Origin of the sequence: Aeromonas sp. HMWF016, assembly GCF_963878195.1 — a bacterium.
GTDB lineage: Bacteria > Pseudomonadota > Gammaproteobacteria > Enterobacterales > Aeromonadaceae > Aeromonas > Aeromonas lacus.
On sequence record NZ_CAWNWX010000041.1, the window covers coordinates 13,666 to 29,338 of the forward strand.

The 15,673-nt window shown below is 58.1% G+C and carries 15 protein-coding genes, 2 tRNA genes and 1 pseudogene; 7 read left to right on the forward strand and 11 right to left on the reverse strand.

The features are described 5' to 3' along the window. A pseudogene (locus AACS24_RS21825) lies at window positions 1–347 on the forward strand (hypothetical protein); the annotation flags it as partial. Between the two features lie 204 nt (window positions 348–551). Here the strand turns inward: AACS24_RS21825 and AACS24_RS05875 are convergent. Further along, window positions 552–1,085 carry a metal-dependent hydrolase gene (locus tag AACS24_RS05875; protein WP_108572685.1) on the reverse strand — a complete coding sequence of 178 codons (534 nt, stop codon included), beginning with the start codon at window positions 1,083–1,085 and terminating at the stop codon, window positions 552–554. Between the two features lie 333 nt (window positions 1,086–1,418). Here AACS24_RS05875 and AACS24_RS05880 point away from each other — a divergent pair, with 333 nt between their 5' ends. Then, window positions 1,419–2,195, forward strand: coding sequence for a BPL-N domain-containing protein (locus tag AACS24_RS05880; protein WP_108572687.1), 777 nt, complete (start codon window positions 1,419–1,421; stop codon window positions 2,193–2,195). Window positions 2,196–2,377: 182 nt separating this feature from the next. On the opposite strand, the gene AACS24_RS05885 is transcribed toward AACS24_RS05880, so the two are convergent. Continuing rightward, window positions 2,378–2,527 (reverse strand): hypothetical protein, encoded by a 150-nt coding sequence (locus AACS24_RS05885; protein ID WP_005338159.1) that lies wholly within the window; start codon window positions 2,525–2,527, stop codon window positions 2,378–2,380. Window positions 2,528–2,970: 443 nt separating this feature from the next. Between AACS24_RS05885 and AACS24_RS05890 the strand changes: the two genes are divergently transcribed. After that, window positions 2,971–5,070 carry a hypothetical protein gene (locus AACS24_RS05890; RefSeq protein WP_058057745.1) on the forward strand — a complete coding sequence of 700 codons (2,100 nt, stop codon included), beginning with the start codon at window positions 2,971–2,973 and terminating at the stop codon, window positions 5,068–5,070. Between the two features lie 87 nt (window positions 5,071–5,157). Here the strand turns inward: AACS24_RS05890 and AACS24_RS05895 are convergent, their stop codons facing one another. From AACS24_RS05895 to AACS24_RS05915, 5 genes are all read right to left on the reverse strand, one after another. After that, a complete protein-coding gene (locus AACS24_RS05895; RefSeq protein WP_108572689.1) occupies window positions 5,158–6,366 on the reverse strand; it encodes a NupC/NupG family nucleoside CNT transporter in 1,209 nt (402 codons plus the stop codon). 358 nt (window positions 6,367–6,724) lie between these two features. Then, window positions 6,725–7,150, reverse strand: coding sequence for a glutaredoxin-dependent arsenate reductase (arsC, locus tag AACS24_RS05900; RefSeq protein ID WP_108572691.1), 426 nt, complete (start codon window positions 7,148–7,150; stop codon window positions 6,725–6,727). Between the two features lie 75 nt (window positions 7,151–7,225). Further along, window positions 7,226–8,290, reverse strand: coding sequence for an ACR3 family arsenite efflux transporter (gene arsB / locus AACS24_RS05905; protein ID WP_005338173.1), 1,065 nt, complete (start codon window positions 8,288–8,290; stop codon window positions 7,226–7,228). Window positions 8,291–8,385: 95 nt separating this feature from the next. Continuing rightward, on the reverse strand, window positions 8,386–8,754 hold the full coding sequence (locus AACS24_RS05910) for an ArsR/SmtB family transcription factor (RefSeq protein ID WP_108572693.1): 369 nt from the start codon (window positions 8,752–8,754) through the stop codon (window positions 8,386–8,388). A gap of 197 nt (window positions 8,755–8,951) precedes the next feature. After that, window positions 8,952–9,350: an META domain-containing protein gene (locus AACS24_RS05915; RefSeq protein WP_033113346.1), complete on the reverse strand. Its 399-nt coding sequence runs from the start codon at window positions 9,348–9,350 to the stop codon at window positions 8,952–8,954. Between the two features lie 168 nt (window positions 9,351–9,518). Here AACS24_RS05915 and AACS24_RS05920 point away from each other — a divergent pair, with 168 nt between their 5' ends. Further along, window positions 9,519–9,998 (forward strand): hypothetical protein, encoded by a 480-nt coding sequence (locus AACS24_RS05920; protein ID WP_108572694.1) that lies wholly within the window; start codon window positions 9,519–9,521, stop codon window positions 9,996–9,998. Window position 9,999: 1 nt separating this feature from the next. Here AACS24_RS05920 and AACS24_RS05925 read toward each other — a convergent pair whose 3' ends face one another. Then, on the reverse strand, window positions 10,000–10,479 hold the full coding sequence (locus tag AACS24_RS05925) for a putative 4-hydroxy-4-methyl-2-oxoglutarate aldolase (RefSeq protein ID WP_108572696.1): 480 nt from the start codon (window positions 10,477–10,479) through the stop codon (window positions 10,000–10,002). 42 nt (window positions 10,480–10,521) lie between these two features. Then, entirely contained in the window at window positions 10,522–10,929 is a 408-nt protein-coding gene (locus AACS24_RS05930) for a DUF3293 domain-containing protein (protein WP_108572724.1), read from the reverse strand. Window positions 10,930–11,324: 395 nt separating this feature from the next. Here AACS24_RS05930 and arcA point away from each other — a divergent pair, with 395 nt between their 5' ends. Continuing rightward, window positions 11,325–12,044, forward strand: a complete 720-nt coding sequence (gene arcA / locus AACS24_RS05935) for a two-component system response regulator ArcA (RefSeq protein ID WP_005338193.1) — start codon at window positions 11,325–11,327, stop codon at window positions 12,042–12,044. 145 nt (window positions 12,045–12,189) lie between these two features. Here arcA and AACS24_RS05940 read toward each other — a convergent pair. Both AACS24_RS05940 and AACS24_RS05945 read right to left on the reverse strand, forming a co-directional pair. Then, window positions 12,190–12,264, reverse strand: a tRNA-Gly gene (locus AACS24_RS05940). Between the two features lie 15 nt (window positions 12,265–12,279). Continuing rightward, window positions 12,280–12,353: transfer RNA gene (locus AACS24_RS05945), tRNA-Gly, on the reverse strand. Window positions 12,354–12,554: 201 nt separating this feature from the next. On the opposite strand from AACS24_RS05945, the gene cydD reads away from it, so the two are divergent. Both cydD and cydC read left to right on the forward strand, forming a co-directional pair. Next, window positions 12,555–14,324 (forward strand): heme ABC transporter permease/ATP-binding protein CydD, encoded by a 1,770-nt coding sequence (gene cydD, locus AACS24_RS05950; RefSeq protein WP_108572698.1) that lies wholly within the window; start codon window positions 12,555–12,557, stop codon window positions 14,322–14,324. Next, window positions 14,317–15,673: thiol reductant ABC exporter subunit CydC (gene cydC / locus AACS24_RS05955; RefSeq protein WP_375124632.1), on the forward strand; the 1,357-nt coding region annotated here is incomplete at its 3' end. The genes cydD and cydC, both read left to right, overlap by 8 nt.

A 15,673-nucleotide genomic window follows, 5' to 3' on the forward strand; every position in this document is an offset into this window, starting at 1 on the left:
CATGGCAACGTATTTCGCTGGAAGAACTTCCCATTGAATTGAATAGCATAAATTTAGTGATAATCACCAAGTCTAATGAGAAAACTCTACTGGATGAATCCCCAATCAATCCAGTGGTAATGAAGGAAATAAATAGAGATATCAATCAACCTGAATTGAATGGCATTCTGAGAAAACCAGTTTATACAGGTTATTGCCCAGTCATGATCCACAATGGAAAGGGGCGGTGGAAGAGTGATGATTCATTTAAACGCCAGCCAGATATTGATGCTTGTTTAAAAGTATGCGAACGAACAGGGTACGATATTAAACATTGCCCTTGCAATCAGATTTTTGGAGAAAAATAAATTTGATAGTAACATACAATATGCACTGATGGCGGGGCGTGCCTACCAAAGTACCCGTGGAAACGATAATTTATTTCCCGAGGGAAATCAGGACACCACCTTTCTGAGCAAGACGTCACATAGCCAGAATCATAGAGATGGGTGTCCAAGGTCTGATTTGTTACTCAGCCACAATTTATCCAATAACAATTTTCCCCCCCACCACTACCTCTCCTTTTTCCACACCCGCCATCCCATCAATACCAGCATCAATAGACCTCCCGGCAGCCAGACCCAGTAGAGCTCGGAGAGGATCACTGCTTCACCTCGGGCGGTGAGATAGGCCTCCAGCTTGAAGGGGGCGACCCGGATCACCTGCCAGGGGGCGAAGAAACGCTCGTCACGCCACGGCCAGAGCCAGCCAACCCCCTTGCCGCCGGTGGTAAGTGAATCGAGCAGGCTGTGGGAGAGCTGAGAGATCAACAGAAACGACCAGACGGTGGCGGCGCGGGCCCGAAATTGGCGGTGAAACAACATGGCCAGGGTGGGCAAGGCAAAGGCGAACAACAGGGAGTGGGTAAAGCCGCGGTGGCCAAAGACATGGCCGTAGGCAACCCCCAGTTTGAAGGCGAGCACATCGGCATCGGGCAGCATGGCGATGGCAACCCCAGCCAACAGCAGGCGCGGCGGAATAATCCGGCTGCCAAGCCCGAGTCCAAGGCAGAGAGGGACGGCAGCGTGAGTGACTATGGTGGGCATAGGGTAAAGCTCCAACTGAAAACGTGAGGCTACCCTACCCCCGCTCGGTGAAGTGAAGGTGAAGTGCCCCTCTTATGTTGCTGTATTCCCCCTCGAATCCTTATCCATCAGCCATAAGAGGCGTCACACAGGAAAGCTGTTGCACGCGCTCCGAAGCAGGGGCCGAAATCCTGTGGTTTGTCCCTCTGTATTGGCTCGTTCGTTGTGTGTCGAACACAGGCCCAATCAGCGTTGGCACGTTAACTTGAAATGTTCATTTAACTGCGGCTGACATGCAGAACGGGATCGTGATAAGTAGTCTCTTCGGTTCACATCACAGGGACAGTGGCAGCGATGAATGTACCAAAAAGCGTCATGCGGATTGCGAGCGTTATCAGCCTTTGGTTAATGACAGGGTGCATGGCAGAGGCCGCCTCTGCGCAGCCGCAGCAAGAGCCGTACGCGCTGATCTATAACGGGCCGGTTTCTGATGGGGATAGCACCAAAGCGATTGCGGATGTGGTCAAGCAGGTGGGCTTGCCGGTCAGGTATCTCTCCAATATTGGGGAGCTGCCTGCAGAGCTCGATAATGCCAGGGTGTTTATCGTTGGCGGCACAGAGGACGATGTTGAGCCGCTCCTCAACGCCTTCACCGCGGACGCGCGTTCGGCATTAAAAACCTATTTGCAGAATGGTGGCCGCTACCTCGGGATCTGTGGGGGTGCCTTTGTGGCATCCGCCGGCTGGTCTGAAGAAGAAGGCTTTGTGCCGGCGCTGGCCCTTGTTCCTGCGACATCCGATGATTATGACGGCGACTTTAGCGCCAGGATCTTCCCGATCAGCTGGCTTGGTGAAGAGCGCCAGATGTATTACCAGGCCGGCCCGCAATTTACCCCGGTGCCAAGCCCAGAGCAGGTCAAGGTCATCGCCCATTTTCAAAACCATCAGATTGCCGCGCTGATCAGCTCATACGGCAAAGGCAAGGTGGCCCTCTCCGGGCCACATCCCGAAGCCCCTGAATCATGGAAAGCGAACGCGGTGGGCGGCGACAAGATGGGGTCGAATATTCATCTGGCTGCAGGACTCGTCAACGAGTTGCTCTCCGAAGAGCCCGTCACCCATTCGAAGTAGTCACATCCCTACGCCCCTGGATGTGACCCCATTGCTCGGCCCGGAAGTCAGGCCAGCCAATCGGCAGCAATCCATAAAAAAACCACCGACCTGCAAAAGGTCGGTGGTTTTTTTATCGGTGGTAGATAACGGGTAGCCGATACGAAGCGTTCGCTACCTCAACTTTCGCCCGGGAGCGAGCACTACTCTTCCTGCTCCTCCGGTTGTCTCTCCTCACCCCGTATCTGTAGCAGCTCCTCGACCCTGGCTTGCCACTTGTCGTGGGCCTGTTTGCGCTCCTGCTGCATAAATGCTTCTCGCATGGTGTCGATTTTCTGGTCAAGTGTTTCCATCAGAGTGTCTCCTTGTGTGACCGCGTAAAGACTGGCTGACGGCGCGTTGGCCAACCTGCTCCCCTAATCTGACACCGCTAATGCCGTTACTGCCCAATCAAATAATCGATTGGAAGTGCTAAAACCAATCTAAAAATTCTTTTTCATGTATGCGCCACCACGCCAGTGCAAGGGAAACAGTCCGCTCAGAGCGGGATGATCCGGCACGGGGTCAACACGTTGTTGAGTCTGATCGTCCCCCTTTTCAGGAAAATGGGGCACCGTCACCTAATCCGTCCGTTGAGGAGTACCGGCTGATTTCCGGGGTGTTGCTGTGCCCATGATCACACAGTCACAACTCTCACCCTCCTCTCACCGCGCCCCCGCTTTTTATCATCTAGAGTTACCGGGCAGTCCAAAGCTGCTGATTTATATACATTCGCCGCCAAGAGGGATCTTTTTTCATGACCGAGCATATCGATCTGCTACCTATCAACACGGATGATGAGCAGGACGCAGGCAACCGTTACCTCTACTACACCGAAGGGGATCTGGCCCGCATTCTTGCCAATCTGGAACAGCTGCGCCACGCGGTGTTTCCGGCCGCCATCGGAGAGAGTGAAACGGGCGCCACCGTGCCCCACAACTTTCCGTCCGTCTGTCTGGTGGGGCTGGGGCGCTGCGGCTCCAACATCGCGCAGGATGTCGCCTCGCTGGTCTACAACGCCCGCAGCTTTTATCTCAATGAGTTCAATAGTGAAGAGCAACGAAAGCGGGAGAAGGAGTTTGGTCCGGTTAGCTGGATCCGGCGCAACCTGCGACTGCCAAACAACGGGGCCCGGCCGGTCTTTCTGATCGAGCCCATGGTGATGCTGGGGGATCTGGACAAGGACATCGATGGCCGCATCCGCCACTCCAATCGCAGCGGCGAAGGTGGATCCTTGCGTGATTACGCCAAGATGCGGGTGATGGACTTGTCGGAGATCCACGCGGGAGGCGCGGGTAACGCCCCTATCCTTGGCCAGTATCTGGCCAAGATCATCCTCAACAAGAGCCCCCACTACTTCGCCAACTCCGAGTGGCAGGCCATTCATACCTATCTGGTGGACTCCTGCGGCATCAAGGCCAACCAGTCCCGCCTCTATTTCTACATCTTCAGTGCCGGGGGCGGTACCGGCTCCGGCATGGCCTCCGAGTTCGGGCTGGCCCAGCAGTACTCCTACATGAGCAAGACCTTTTCACCCCCGTCAGAAGAGGAGGAGCACCTCTCCCTCGGGGAGCACTTCATGTTCGATCCCATCTTCACCAGCGGCATCTGCATCCTGCCCAATATCTGTGATCGGGGTATCGAGATCTCGGAAGCGCTGCACATCAACGCGGGGCGTTTGCTGTGCAAGTATCTGGCCGAGGAGTGGGACTTCTCCTATCACTTCGACAACGAGCAGGCTTGCGATGCCAGCATGCTCAAGCGGATCAGGCCCTGGAATGCCATGATGCTGATCTCCAACGACATCATGCGCTACGCCGAAGAGAGCGACGATGGCGAGATCCAGCATGTTGACGTCAACACCATGGAGAAGTACGCCAACCAATACATCTCACAGCAGATCTTCAACATTCTTACCGCCCAGGCCGTCACCACCGACTACGACGAGAACTACTTTCGCCGGGCGGGCATCGACATCAGCGAGACCATTCGGCTCGATGCCAACGACCTCTTTATGAGTCTGGCGGGGCCGGTGGCGGTGGCGTATGCCGAGTCCATCTCACCCCCCGGCGGCCTGTTTGACAAGGAGGATGGGCTCAATGTGGACGATCTCTTCACCCGTTCCATCGAGCTGCCCCACTTCAACAAGATGACCCAGGCCATCGAGGGGATCAGTCTGCTGCCCATCGAGGCGGGCAACTATCGGGAGTATCTGGACGACTATGTGAAAAGTGGCCATGACCCGGCCCACCTCAACGAGCTGCACTTCTTCAAGAACTGCTCCTCTGTGGTGTCGATCATCTCCCTGCCCAAGGAGTACAAGCTCTCCTATATGGATCTCAACCGGCTCAAGTCTCACCTCAACGGGCTCTTCCCCAATACCACCCTCAAGCGGTATGCGCTGGTCATCGGGGCGTCGGCCAACATCTCCCTCACCACCCTGATCGTCAAGAGCCCCTGCCTGAGCGATGACTTCCTGACCCTGATCGTGGCCTTTATCAAGCGCTGCTTTGCCAAGGATCACTATCGCTTCGATGAGCATCTGGACAAGGCGGTGATCGAGATGATCTGCAATGAGGAGTGGAACGATGCGCTGCTCGACAGCATGCTCAACGAGTTCGAGAACCCGGCCAAGATCCTCGATACCAACTGGTACGCTATCAAGCCCATGTATGAGAAGAAATATCGGGAGCTTATCCGCGAGAAAGAGAAGTTCGTCTCCATCAACGATATTCGCCTCAGTCGTGAATCGGTGAAAAAGGCGCTGCTCTATCTGCGGGAGATCTATCGCCACCGGGTCAGCAAGACCCGTATCCTCTCCCTCAACCCACGGCTGGGGGAAGCGAACGCTCGCTAGCACCCGGCCCATAAAGCCCCATAAAGCAAAGCGCCCGCCCCAGATGGGGCGGGCGCTTTTTTACTGGCGCAGCCTGGCTTTATCTCATCAGAGGGAGACAAAGATCCCGGCCAGGGTGGCGCTCATCAGGTTGGCGAGGGTTGCCGCCAGCACCGCCTTGAAGCCCATATTGGCGACATCGTGGCGGCGCTCCGGCGCCATGGTGCCGATGGAGCCAAGCTGCACCGCAATGGAGCCCAGATTGGCAAAACCGCACAGCGCGAAGGTGATGATGATCTGGGTGTGGGCGCTCAGGTCTGCCTTGATATTGGCAAAGTCCAGATAGGCGACGAACTCGTTCATGATCACTTTCTGACCAATCAGGGAGCCTGCCGCCATCATCTCGCTGGCGGGCACGCCAATGAGCCAGGCCACCGGGGCAAACAAGTAACCCAGCAGCTGCTGCAGGGAGAGATCGGCCCAGCCTAACCACTCGCCGACGGTGGTGAGACCGGCGTTGATCATGGTGATGACGCTGACAAAGGCCAGCAGGATGGTGCCGATGGCCACCGCGATCTTCATGCCGCCCATGGCGCCGCCCGCCAGCGCGTCGATGGCGTTGCTGTAGTCGCTCTTGTCGAGGGTGATCTCGGTCTGATCGCTCACCTGTTGCTGCTCCGGCACCAGCAGTTTGGCCATCAGCAGGCCACCCGGCGCCGCCATAAAGGAGGCGGCAATGAGGTATTTCAGATCCACACCCAGACCGGCGTAACCGCCCAGCACCGAGCCCGCCACCGAGGCCATGCCGCAGGTCATCACCGCAAAGAGTTCGGAGCGGGTCATACCGGCGAGGAAGGGACGAATAAGCAGCGGCGACTCCCCTTGCGACAGGAAGATATTGCCGGTGGCCACCAGGGATTCGGCGCGGCTGGTGCCGAGCAGGCGATGGATGGTGCCGCCCAGTACCCGGATCACCCACTGCATGATGCCGAAGTGGTAGAGCACTGCAATCAGCGCGCTGATAAAGATCACCAGCGGCAGCACCCGCACCGCGAAGATAAAGCCGTTGCTGGCGAGATCGCCAAACACGAAACGGATGCCGCTGTCGGCAAAGCCGAGCAGGGCGGAGACGCCATTGCTCATGGCACCGAGCATGATTTGTCCGGGGGGGAAATAGAGCACCAGGGCAGCAAAACCGGTTTGCAGGGCGAGCGCACCCAGCACGGTTCGCCAGCGGATGGCTCGGCGGTTTTCACTCGCCAGCCAGGCGATAAACATCAGGGCCAGCATACCGACCAGACTCAATAACAGTGTCATCTTGCACCTATGAAGAGAGGAGTTTCATATGGCAAGTCTGCAGACAGGCGTCGCGGGCGATCCGGCGGGAGAAGTGCCGACCCACGCGACACGCAGACCACAAACCTACAGGTTAGTGGCGGGTCCCATCCTGGGGTCATTCACGTTCCGGGTGACAGCATGTATCGGGTGACGCCAGCGCCGTCGCAGGGGGAGATGCGGCCGGGTGGCAGGTCGGGCGGCGATGGTACAGTGATCATCGTCACAGAAAAAGCGGTAAAACGATTAGCCGGAATAACTTTTTCAACTTGTTCACACAACGAAACAGGGCCAGCGTGACGCTGGCCCTGTTTCAATCCGTACTTGAGTACTCAGATGATTACTTGAGGCGCTTGCCGCTCGCATCCACCACCTGCTCGCCATCCTCCTTGGCGAAGGCCCCTTTTTGCTGGCAGGGCAGAATATCGAGCACCACTTCCGACGGACGGCACAGTTTGGTGCCAAGCGGCGTGACGACGATGGGACGGTTGATGAGGATAGGGTGAGCCAGCATGGCATCGATCAGTTCATCATCGCAGAAACGATCTTCTGCCAACCCGAGCGCCTCGTAAGGCGGCACGTTCTTGCGCAGCAGATCGCGCACCGGCATACCCATGGCGGCGATCAGCGCCACCAGCTGGTCGCGGGAGGGGGGCGTCTCCAGATAGTGGATGACAGTAGGTTCCACGCCGCTGTTGCGGATCAGCTCCAGGGTGTTGCGGGAGGTACCACATTCCGGGTTGTGATAGATGGTGATTGCACTCATTTGCCTGTCTCTCATAAATCAAGTGAATAGAAAATGGATAGCATCAGTTCGCGGCCAGCTGTTAGCGGCCATCAGTTAACGGCTTAGCCCCGCTTCGTACCAGGGTTTGCTGGCGTTAACCACCCGCACCACCAGCAGCATGACCGGCACCTCGATCAGTACCCCGACCACGGTGGCGAGCGCCGCGCCGGAGTGAAAGCCGAACAGGCTGATGGCGGCGGCCACCGCCAGCTCGAAGAAGTTGGAGGCGCCGATCAGGGCGGAAGGACAGGCGACCGAGTGCTTCTCCCCCACCTTGCGGTTGAGCCAGTAAGCCAATCCCGAGTTGAACAGCACCTGGATCAGGATCGGCACCGCCAACAGGGCGATAACCAGCGGCTGCTCGATGATGGCGTTGCCCTGAAAGGCGAACAGCAGCACCAGAGTGAGCAGCAGGGCCGCCACCGACCAGGGCTGGATGCGGGTCATGACGCCGTCAAAATGGGCCTCACCCTTTTTCAGCAAAGCCTTGCGCAGCAGCTGGGCGATGATGACCGGGATGACGATATAGAGCACCACAGAGGTGAGCAGGGTATCCCACGGCACTATGATGCTGGAGACCCCGAGCAGCAGCGCCACCAGCGGCGCGAAGGCAAACACCATGATGAGGTCGTTCACCGCCACCTGTGACAGGGTGAAGTAGGGATCGCCGTTGGTGAGGCGGCTCCAGACAAACACCATGGCGGTGCAGGGGGCCGCCGCCAGCAGGATCAGGCCCGCTACGTAACTGTCGAGCTGATCAGCCGGCAGCCAGTCGGCAAACAGCACGCGGATAAAGAGCCAGCCGAGGAAGGCCATGGAGAAGGGTTTGACCAGCCAGTTGATAAAGAGGGTGACCCCAATCCCCTTCATGTGGCCCTTCACCTGATGCAGGGCGCCAAAGTCGATCTTGAGCAGCATGGGGATGATCATCACCCAGATCAGCAGCCCCACCGGCAGGTTGACCTTGGCCACCTCCATGGCGCCGATCGCCTTGAAGAGATCCGGCAACCCCTGCCCGAGCCCAATCCCCACCAGAATGCAGAGGGCGACCCAGGCGGTCAGATAGCGTTCAAAAAAGCCGATGGCAGGCACTGCCTTGGCATCACAGGTTGCAGACATGATGACTCCCGGTGCTATTCGCTTGAGCACCTGTAATTGAAAATGTGAATGACTGATTACCCTGACAAGACGCCGCCAGGGGATGTCGTGGCCGGTTACGCCTTGTTGCAGCAGGGCTGCGCAGGCAGAACATGGGGGGAGCAGGCCGACTCGGCGCGCATCACACCGCACGCCTCGGGATGACCGGCGCAGCACTCCTCGGTGAGGTAGGCGATCACATCCAGCATGAGGGGGATATTGGCGCGGTAGCGCAGAAAGCGCCCCTCCTGCTCCACCGACAGCAGGCCGGCGTTGAGCATCGCCTTGAGGTGAAATGAGAGGGTGTTGGGGGCAATATCGAGTTCGCTGGCCAGTTCGCCCGCGACCCGCCCCTCCAGCCCGGCCTTGACCAGCAGCCGCCACACATCGAGCCGGATACCGGAAGCCAGCGATTCGAAGACCTTGGTGGCCATCTCTTTGTTCATAATTTCCCCTCGTTGAACGCTCTTTTATTTCAACTATACAAGAATCATTGAAATAATCAATTTGCAGACACTCCGTTCGCCATGATGAGAAGGAAGAGCAAAAGAATCGGGAGGAGAAGCCGGGAACGGATTACTGTGGGTAAAACAAAGACGCCCTCCGGCAGGGAGGGCGTCAGCCAAGGGTCTGCAACAGACTCTTACTTGGTCACGGGAACGGCGTTGAAGGTGAGCAGGGCTGCCTTGTTGGCATCGCTCAGAGTCAGCTGGTTGCCGTTGATGGAGTAGGTTGCCACCTTTTCCAGCTTTTGCAGGAACTCGGTCTCTTTGTTCATGGCGTCGCCGATGCACATCATGCGAGTGGAGCCCATGGCCCCTAGCGTCAAGACACCGTCACCCTGCTTGGTGATACCGCCAAAATAGCGGTTGCAGCCGCCTTTGCCCGCCACCTTGCCGTCGACAACTTGCAGGGTAAAGGTATCGCCGGTGGCACCTTGCAGTTGCCAGCCGGATGCCTGCAGTTGAGTCATGGTAGAACCGGTCGCCATAGCGCAGCCTCCCAGTGCCAGCGCTGCCAGCAGAGTCAGTTTCTTGTTCATGGATTCACCTCTTAATGATTGGACTCATCAATATGGCAGCCTGTTTAACATGCTCAGCGCATCAGCCAAAGCGATTTATTGTGATCAGAGTTCACTTAACTCCGCTCTGGCATGTGCCATGCTTGTGCCATGCTTAAGTTCAGTTCCGGACCCAGGGAGGGGAAAAGAATGACCAAGGCGCTACTCATCGCACTGCTCGCATCCTGCACCAGCATGGCCGCTCAGGCTGCCGACTGGGATCTCTTCAAGCAGGCAGCCGACCCCGCACTCTATGTCAAAAGTTACTCCGGAGTACTGCTCAACAGTCAGAGCCATCACAGCGACAGTTTTGATCTCTGGCTGGTCAACAGCGGCTATCAATATCCGGTGATGGATGATGTCAGCCTCTTTATGGAAGCGGGGCCGGCGGTCGCGGATCAGAACCGCCAATCAGGTTTCAACATGAGCTCGGGGGTTCGTTATCAGCTCTCCCCAGCCTTCAATGTCGGCAGCCAGATCCGCCATCTGGAGCTCAATCAGGGCAGCACCCTGCTGGAGCTCAACTCCAGCCTGCTGCTGACACCCAGACTCTCCCTTACCGCCAATTACGGTGTCAGCGCCTCTACGGCCGATCAGGCGCTGAGCCTGGGGGTTGGTTTCAACTTCTGAATCAGATCAGCGGCGTGGCACTCACCACCACGCCGTTGCGATCCGCGTAGATGTAATCCCCTTCATGAATGGTCACGCCAGCAAAGCTCACTACCGCGCCAAGCTCGCCCTGCCCGCGCTTCTCGGTCTTGACCGGACAAGCCGCCAGCGCCTTGACCCCGAGCGCCAGCGTGGCCAGAGTGCCTACATCCCGCGCCGCGCCGTGGATCAGGATCCCCTCCCACCCCTGCTCCACCGCCTTGATGGCCAATTGATCACCAAGCAGCGCCCGGCGCAGTGAACCGCCACCGTCGATCACCATCACCTTGCCCTGGCCGGGACGAGTGACCAGCTCCCGTACCAGACTGTTGTCTTCGTAGCAGGAGAGGGTCACGGCGCGACCGTAGAAGATGGCTTTGCCACCAAAATCGTGAAAACAGGGTTCAGCCACTTGCAGCATATCGCCGTGCTGATCGCAGAGGTCGGGCAGAAGATCCAGCATGATTTGATTCCTTTCAGATGCATGAAGATGTTCATTCTTTCATCAACAATTGGCTCTGACAATCCAGAAAGCAGCGATATCTCCCAGACAAACTGCTGATTTATCGCTTAATACCGGCACCAACCAGAGTTGTCCCTTTTCGATCCAGTAGATGGCGTTCTGGCCAAAGCGGGCAGCCAGTGCGCGAGCCTCTGGCAGGGGCAGCGCCACAGCGAGCGAGGACTCACGCCAGCTTTCGTCCGGTGCCATCCCCCACACTGGGCCAGCCATATTGACGCCCGGCATGGCCTCCAGATGACGCCAAAGTGCCCGCTCGCGACGCCGGTTGCGACGCTCTCCCACCCATTGGCTGGCTGGATTCCAGGCTGTAACGATGGCAAATTCGGGCCAGGAAGGCATTCCAAATGGCGCTAAAAAGCAAATTTTCTTGTAGTTTTCCCACAAAATCATGTCAATCACATGTTACATTCCATTACATTTTATAGGGGCGAAAACACGGTTAAGGCCAAGTATGATGCTGTTGTGCCACGGTTTGACCTATATCAAAACAGAGTTAAAAAGTTGCTATCTGACGGCAAAGGGTGTTGTTATGCTCCTGTTAACTGATAAAATGCGGCAACTTCGTAATGGATGACCTTTCCAGGCTTTGCTCGAGTAGTCTTCTCGGGAACCTATAAGTGGCACAGGGATATTTGCCGATACTGATGCCAAATTCACACTATGCCGGCCTGACCTTCATACCCAGGATGACGTAATTAATTTTCAGGATCAGTCAGGAAATCGGCTTGAAACGCCAAGAAGTGTTAAATTTAAGATAATTAACTGATAAGAATCTGGGAATACTCATGCAAACACCACACATTCTGATCGTCGAAGACGAACTGGTCACTCGTAATACCCTGAAAAGCATTTTCGAGGCAGAAGGCTACATCGTACTCGAAGCCAACAACGGCGACGAGATGCATCAGGCCCTCACCTCTCACACCATCAATCTGGTGATCATGGACATCAACCTGCCGGGCAAGAACGGCCTGTTGCTGGCCCGTGAACTGCGCGAGAACGACAACATCGCCCTGATGTTCCTGACCGGTCGCGACAACGAAGTGGACAAGATCCTAGGTCTGGAGATCGGCGCCGATGATTACATCACCAAGCCGTTCAACCCGCGCGAACTGACCATCCGTGCCCGCAACCTGCTGAGCCGCACCATGAACGTGGCTGCCGGTGGCGAAGAGAAGAAGCTGGTTGAGCGTTATCTGTTCAACGGCTGGGCGCTGGATATCAACAGCCGCGCACTGGTCAGCCCCACTGGCGACATGTTCAAGCTGCCGCGCTCCGAGTTCCGTGCCATGCTGCACTTCTGCGAAAACCCGGGCCAGATCCAGACCCGTGCCGAGCTGCTGAAGAAGATGACCGGCCGCGAGCTCAAGCCCCACGACCGTACCGTTGATGTGACCATCCGTCGTATCCGCAAGCACTTCGAAAGTGTCAACGATACCCCGGAGATCATCGCCACCATCCACGGCGAAGGTTACCGTTTCTGCGGCGAGCTGGAGCAGGAGTAATTCCGCACCGCTTACCCATCCGAAGAGGCGCCTGTGGCGCCTTTTCTTTTTTCCGGATCCCGGGCGCCATGCAGAGTGGCAAAGAGAAGCAAATCGCGGACAAACAAAAAGCCCACTCGCAGGAGTGGGCTTTTTGCGTTGAAGCTGGAGCGGGCAGCGGGAATCGAACCCGCATCATCAGCTTGGAAGGCTGAGGTAATAGCCATTATACGATGCCCGCCTGGCATCTGAAATTTGGAGCGGGTGATGGGAATCGAACCCACGTATGCAGCTTGGGAAGCTACCGTTCTACCATTGAACTACACCCGCGTCAGGGCTCCTACTATATGCATTTTGCCGGTGAGCGCAATGCCGTCCTTGCCACTTTTTTCAATAAATCAATCTGTTCGGACAAGGATTGAACAGTCGGTTGCTTTTTCAAGCAAACATTTTCAACACAGATAATTTACAAGGTTGCCAAGGCCAAACGGCGAGGATAGTCTTGCGCCACTCGACGCGAGGATGGTGGTAATGGATAAAAAAACGCAAAAACGTCTCTATGGCTGGTTGCGCACGCAATCGAGTCATGGTCGCCGCTGGATCACGATCTCCATCGCCTTTGGCCTGGGTCAGGGCATTCTGATGGTGGCGCAAGCCTGGCTGCTGGCAACCCTGCTCCACGGCTTCATCATTGAGGGCAAACAGCCGGAACAATCCATCCCCCTCTTTATTACCCTGCTGCTGGTAACTCTCGGCAAGGCGGCACTCGCCTATGTCCGCGAAGTGGCCAGCTTCAAGGCCGGCAGCACGGTGCGCCAGACCATCCGCCAGCTGGTGCTCACTCGCTTAAGCCGCCTCGGCCCTGCCTATATCCAGCGTCGCCCGGCCGGCAGCTGGGCCAGCCTGCTGCTGGAACAGATTGAAAACATGCAGGATTTCTTCTCCCGCTATCTGCCGCAGATGGCCATCGCCGTCTTTATTCCGGTAGTCATTCTGGTGGCCGTATTCCCGGTCAACTGGGCGGCGGGCCTGATCCTGCTGGGCACGGCCCCCCTCATCCCCATCTTTATGATCCTGGTGGGTGTGGGCGCCGCCGATGCCAACCGCCGCAACTTTCAGGCGCTGGCTCGTCTCTCCGGCCACTTCCTCGATCGCCTGAAGGGGCTGCGAACCCTGCAACTCTTTATGCGTACCCAGGCTGAAGGCGACGCCATTCGCGACGCCTCGGAAGATTTTCGCGAGCGCACCATGGAAGTGCTGCGCCTTGCGTTTTTGAGCACCGCCGTACTGGAGTTCTTCGCCGCCATCTCGGTAGCGCTGGTCGCAGTTTACTTCGGCTTCTCCTATATCGATCACCTCGATTTTGGCCACTATGGCAGCAAAGTTACTCTCTTTACCGGCCTGTTTGTGCTCTTTCTCGCCCCCGAGTTCTACGCACCGCTGCGGGAACTGGGCGCCCACTACCATGCCAAAGCGCAGGCCATCGGCGCCGCCGAACAGCTGCTTGAATTCCTCGAAGCCGAGGTGAGCGAGCCTGCCGCAGGCAACACCCCTTTCCACGCCGACAGCCCCATCAGCGTGAAAGCCAAAGGTTTGGAAGTGCTGAGCGCCGAGGGTAAGGTGCTGGTCGGCCCCATCGACTTCACTCTTGAAGCCGGTTCACGCACCGCCCTTGTCGGCATCAGTGGCGCGGGCAAAAGCTCGCTGGTCAACGCCCTGCTCGGCTTTGCCCCCTATCGGGGTGAGCTCAAGGTAAATGGTCAGGAGCTGGCCACCCTCGATATGAGTCAGTGGCGCCTGCAACTGGGCTGGCTCTCGCAAAACCCGCAACTGTTCCACGCCTCTCTTCGCGACAACCTGCTGCTGGCCAAGCCAACAGCCAGCGATGCCGAGCTGGAGGAGGCCCTAAAACGGGCGCAGGCATGGGAGTTTGCCATGGAGAAGGGGTTTGACTATCCGGTTGGCGATCAGGCGGGCGGCCTCTCGGTCGGTCAGGCCCAGCGCCTCGCGCTGGCGCGCACCCTGCTCAAATCGACCCAGCTGATGGTGCTGGACGAGCCGACGGCCAGCCTGGATCGCCACTCGGAGCGGGCCATCATGGCCACCCTTGAAGAGGCGATGGCCAACCAGACCCTGCTGATGATCACCCACCGCCTCGACCAGCTAGGCAAGATGGATCAGATCCTGGTGCTGGAGCGCGGTCAGCTGGTGGAACAGGGCAATTTCCAGCAACTTTGTCAGGCAGAGGGGCCCTTCTCCCGGCTGCTCTCCCAACGTTCCGAGGGCTCTCTCGATGACTGATCTCTTGCCGTTTCTGCGCCTCTACCGTCAACACTGGCTCAGCCTCTCCCTCGGCCTGCTGCTGGCACTGGTCACCCTGATTGCCGGGATGGGGCTGCTGTCGCTCTCCGGCTGGTTCCTCTCTGCCGCCGCCGTTGCCGGGATGGCTGTCGCCAGTCGAGACAGCTTCAACTACATGACGCCGGCTGGCGGGGTGCGCTTCTTCTCCATCATCCGCACCGCAGGTCGCTGGGGTGAGCGGGTGGTGAGCCACGATGCCACCTTCCGGGTACTAACCCGGCTGCGAGTCTGGTTCTGGCAAAAGCTCTCGCCACTCTCCACCGGTACGCTGGCAGGCTTTCGTCAGGCGGATCTGCTCAACCGGCTAGTGGCCGATATCGACGCCATGGACCACGTCTACCTGCGCCTGCTCACCCCTATCGGCGCGGCCCTGCTCAGCAGTGCCGGACTGGTCTTCTTCCTGTCGTTTTTCGACAGTCACCTCGCCCTGACCCTCGGCGCCATTCTGCTGTTTGGCATGATCGCCCTGCCGCTGGTGTTCTACTTCCTCGGCCGCCGCCCCGGTCAGGCACTGATCGCCGAAAAGGCCAGTCTGCGCACCCGCATGGTGGATTATCTGGATGGTCAGGCCGAGTTGCAGATGTTTGCCGCCGCCCCCAGGGCACTCGGTGAACTGCAACAGGCCGAGCAGGCACTGCTCGCCGCCCAGGCCCGCATGGCCAAGGTGAGTGGGCTGGCCAACTTCTCGGTACAACTGCTGAGCGGCTGGACCCTGACCCTGATGCTCTGGATGGCAGGCCACGGCGTTGCAGGCGCGGCTCCCGACCCCGTTACCGCCCTGATGGTATTTGCCACGCTGGCCAGCTTCGAAGCGCTGATGCCGCTGGCTGGCTCCTTCCAGCACCTCTCCACCAGCCTCACCTCGGCACGCCGCCTGAACGAGATCCTGCAGGAGGCCAAAGCCCCCGAGTGGGGCAGCGAACAGGCCCACGCCAGCCAGGGTGCCCTGCTGATCAATGACCTCTACTTCGGTTATCCCGGCAATCCGCAGCCGGTGCTGCGCGGCTGCACCCTGCAACTGCACGCAGGCGAGAAGCTGGCGCTGCTGGGCCAGACCGGCTGTGGCAAATCGACCCTGATGGGTCTGCTGACCCGGGAGTGGAGCCCGCTGGCGGGCAAAATCCTGCTCGATGGCAAACCGCTGACCGACTACAGCGAAGGGGCGCTGCGCGCTTCCATCTCGGTGGTGAGCCAACGGGTTCACCTCTTTGCCGATACCCTGCGCGGCAACCTCAAGCTGGCGGCTCCGACCGCCACTGACGAGCAGCTGATCGAGGTACTGACCCGGG

What these genes read in the sequence shown, in the direction of transcription:
- AACS24_RS05925 (WP_108572696.1), bottom strand. Translation starts at nt 10,479, where the DNA reads ATGCTGGATCTTCTGCCCGACCTCTGCGATCAGCACGGCGATATGCTG.
- arsC (WP_108572691.1), bottom strand. Translation starts at nt 7,150, where the DNA reads ATGAGTGCAATCACCATCTATCACAACCCGGAATGTGGTACCTCCCGC.
- arcA (WP_005338193.1), top strand. Translation starts at nt 11,325, where the DNA reads ATGCAAACACCACACATTCTGATCGTCGAAGACGAACTGGTCACTCGT.
- AACS24_RS05910 (WP_108572693.1), bottom strand. Translation starts at nt 8,754, where the DNA reads ATGAACAAAGAGATGGCCACCAAGGTCTTCGAATCGCTGGCTTCCGGT.
- AACS24_RS05915 (WP_033113346.1), bottom strand. Translation starts at nt 9,350, where the DNA reads ATGAACAAGAAACTGACTCTGCTGGCAGCGCTGGCACTGGGAGGCTGC.
- AACS24_RS05875 (WP_108572685.1), bottom strand. Translation starts at nt 1,085, where the DNA reads ATGCCCACCATAGTCACTCACGCTGCCGTCCCTCTCTGCCTTGGACTC.
- AACS24_RS05930 (WP_108572724.1), bottom strand. Translation starts at nt 10,929, where the DNA reads ATGATTTTGTGGGAAAACTACAAGAAAATTTGCTTTTTAGCGCCATTT.
- AACS24_RS05920 (WP_108572694.1), top strand. Translation starts at nt 9,519, where the DNA reads ATGACCAAGGCGCTACTCATCGCACTGCTCGCATCCTGCACCAGCATG.
- AACS24_RS05890 (WP_058057745.1), top strand. Translation starts at nt 2,971, where the DNA reads ATGACCGAGCATATCGATCTGCTACCTATCAACACGGATGATGAGCAG.
- arsB (WP_005338173.1), bottom strand. Translation starts at nt 8,290, where the DNA reads ATGTCTGCAACCTGTGATGCCAAGGCAGTGCCTGCCATCGGCTTTTTT.
- cydD (WP_108572698.1), top strand. Translation starts at nt 12,555, where the DNA reads ATGGATAAAAAAACGCAAAAACGTCTCTATGGCTGGTTGCGCACGCAA.
- AACS24_RS05885 (WP_005338159.1), bottom strand. Translation starts at nt 2,527, where the DNA reads ATGGAAACACTTGACCAGAAAATCGACACCATGCGAGAAGCATTTATG.
- AACS24_RS05880 (WP_108572687.1), top strand. Translation starts at nt 1,419, where the DNA reads ATGAATGTACCAAAAAGCGTCATGCGGATTGCGAGCGTTATCAGCCTT.
- AACS24_RS05895 (WP_108572689.1), bottom strand. Translation starts at nt 6,366, where the DNA reads ATGACACTGTTATTGAGTCTGGTCGGTATGCTGGCCCTGATGTTTATC.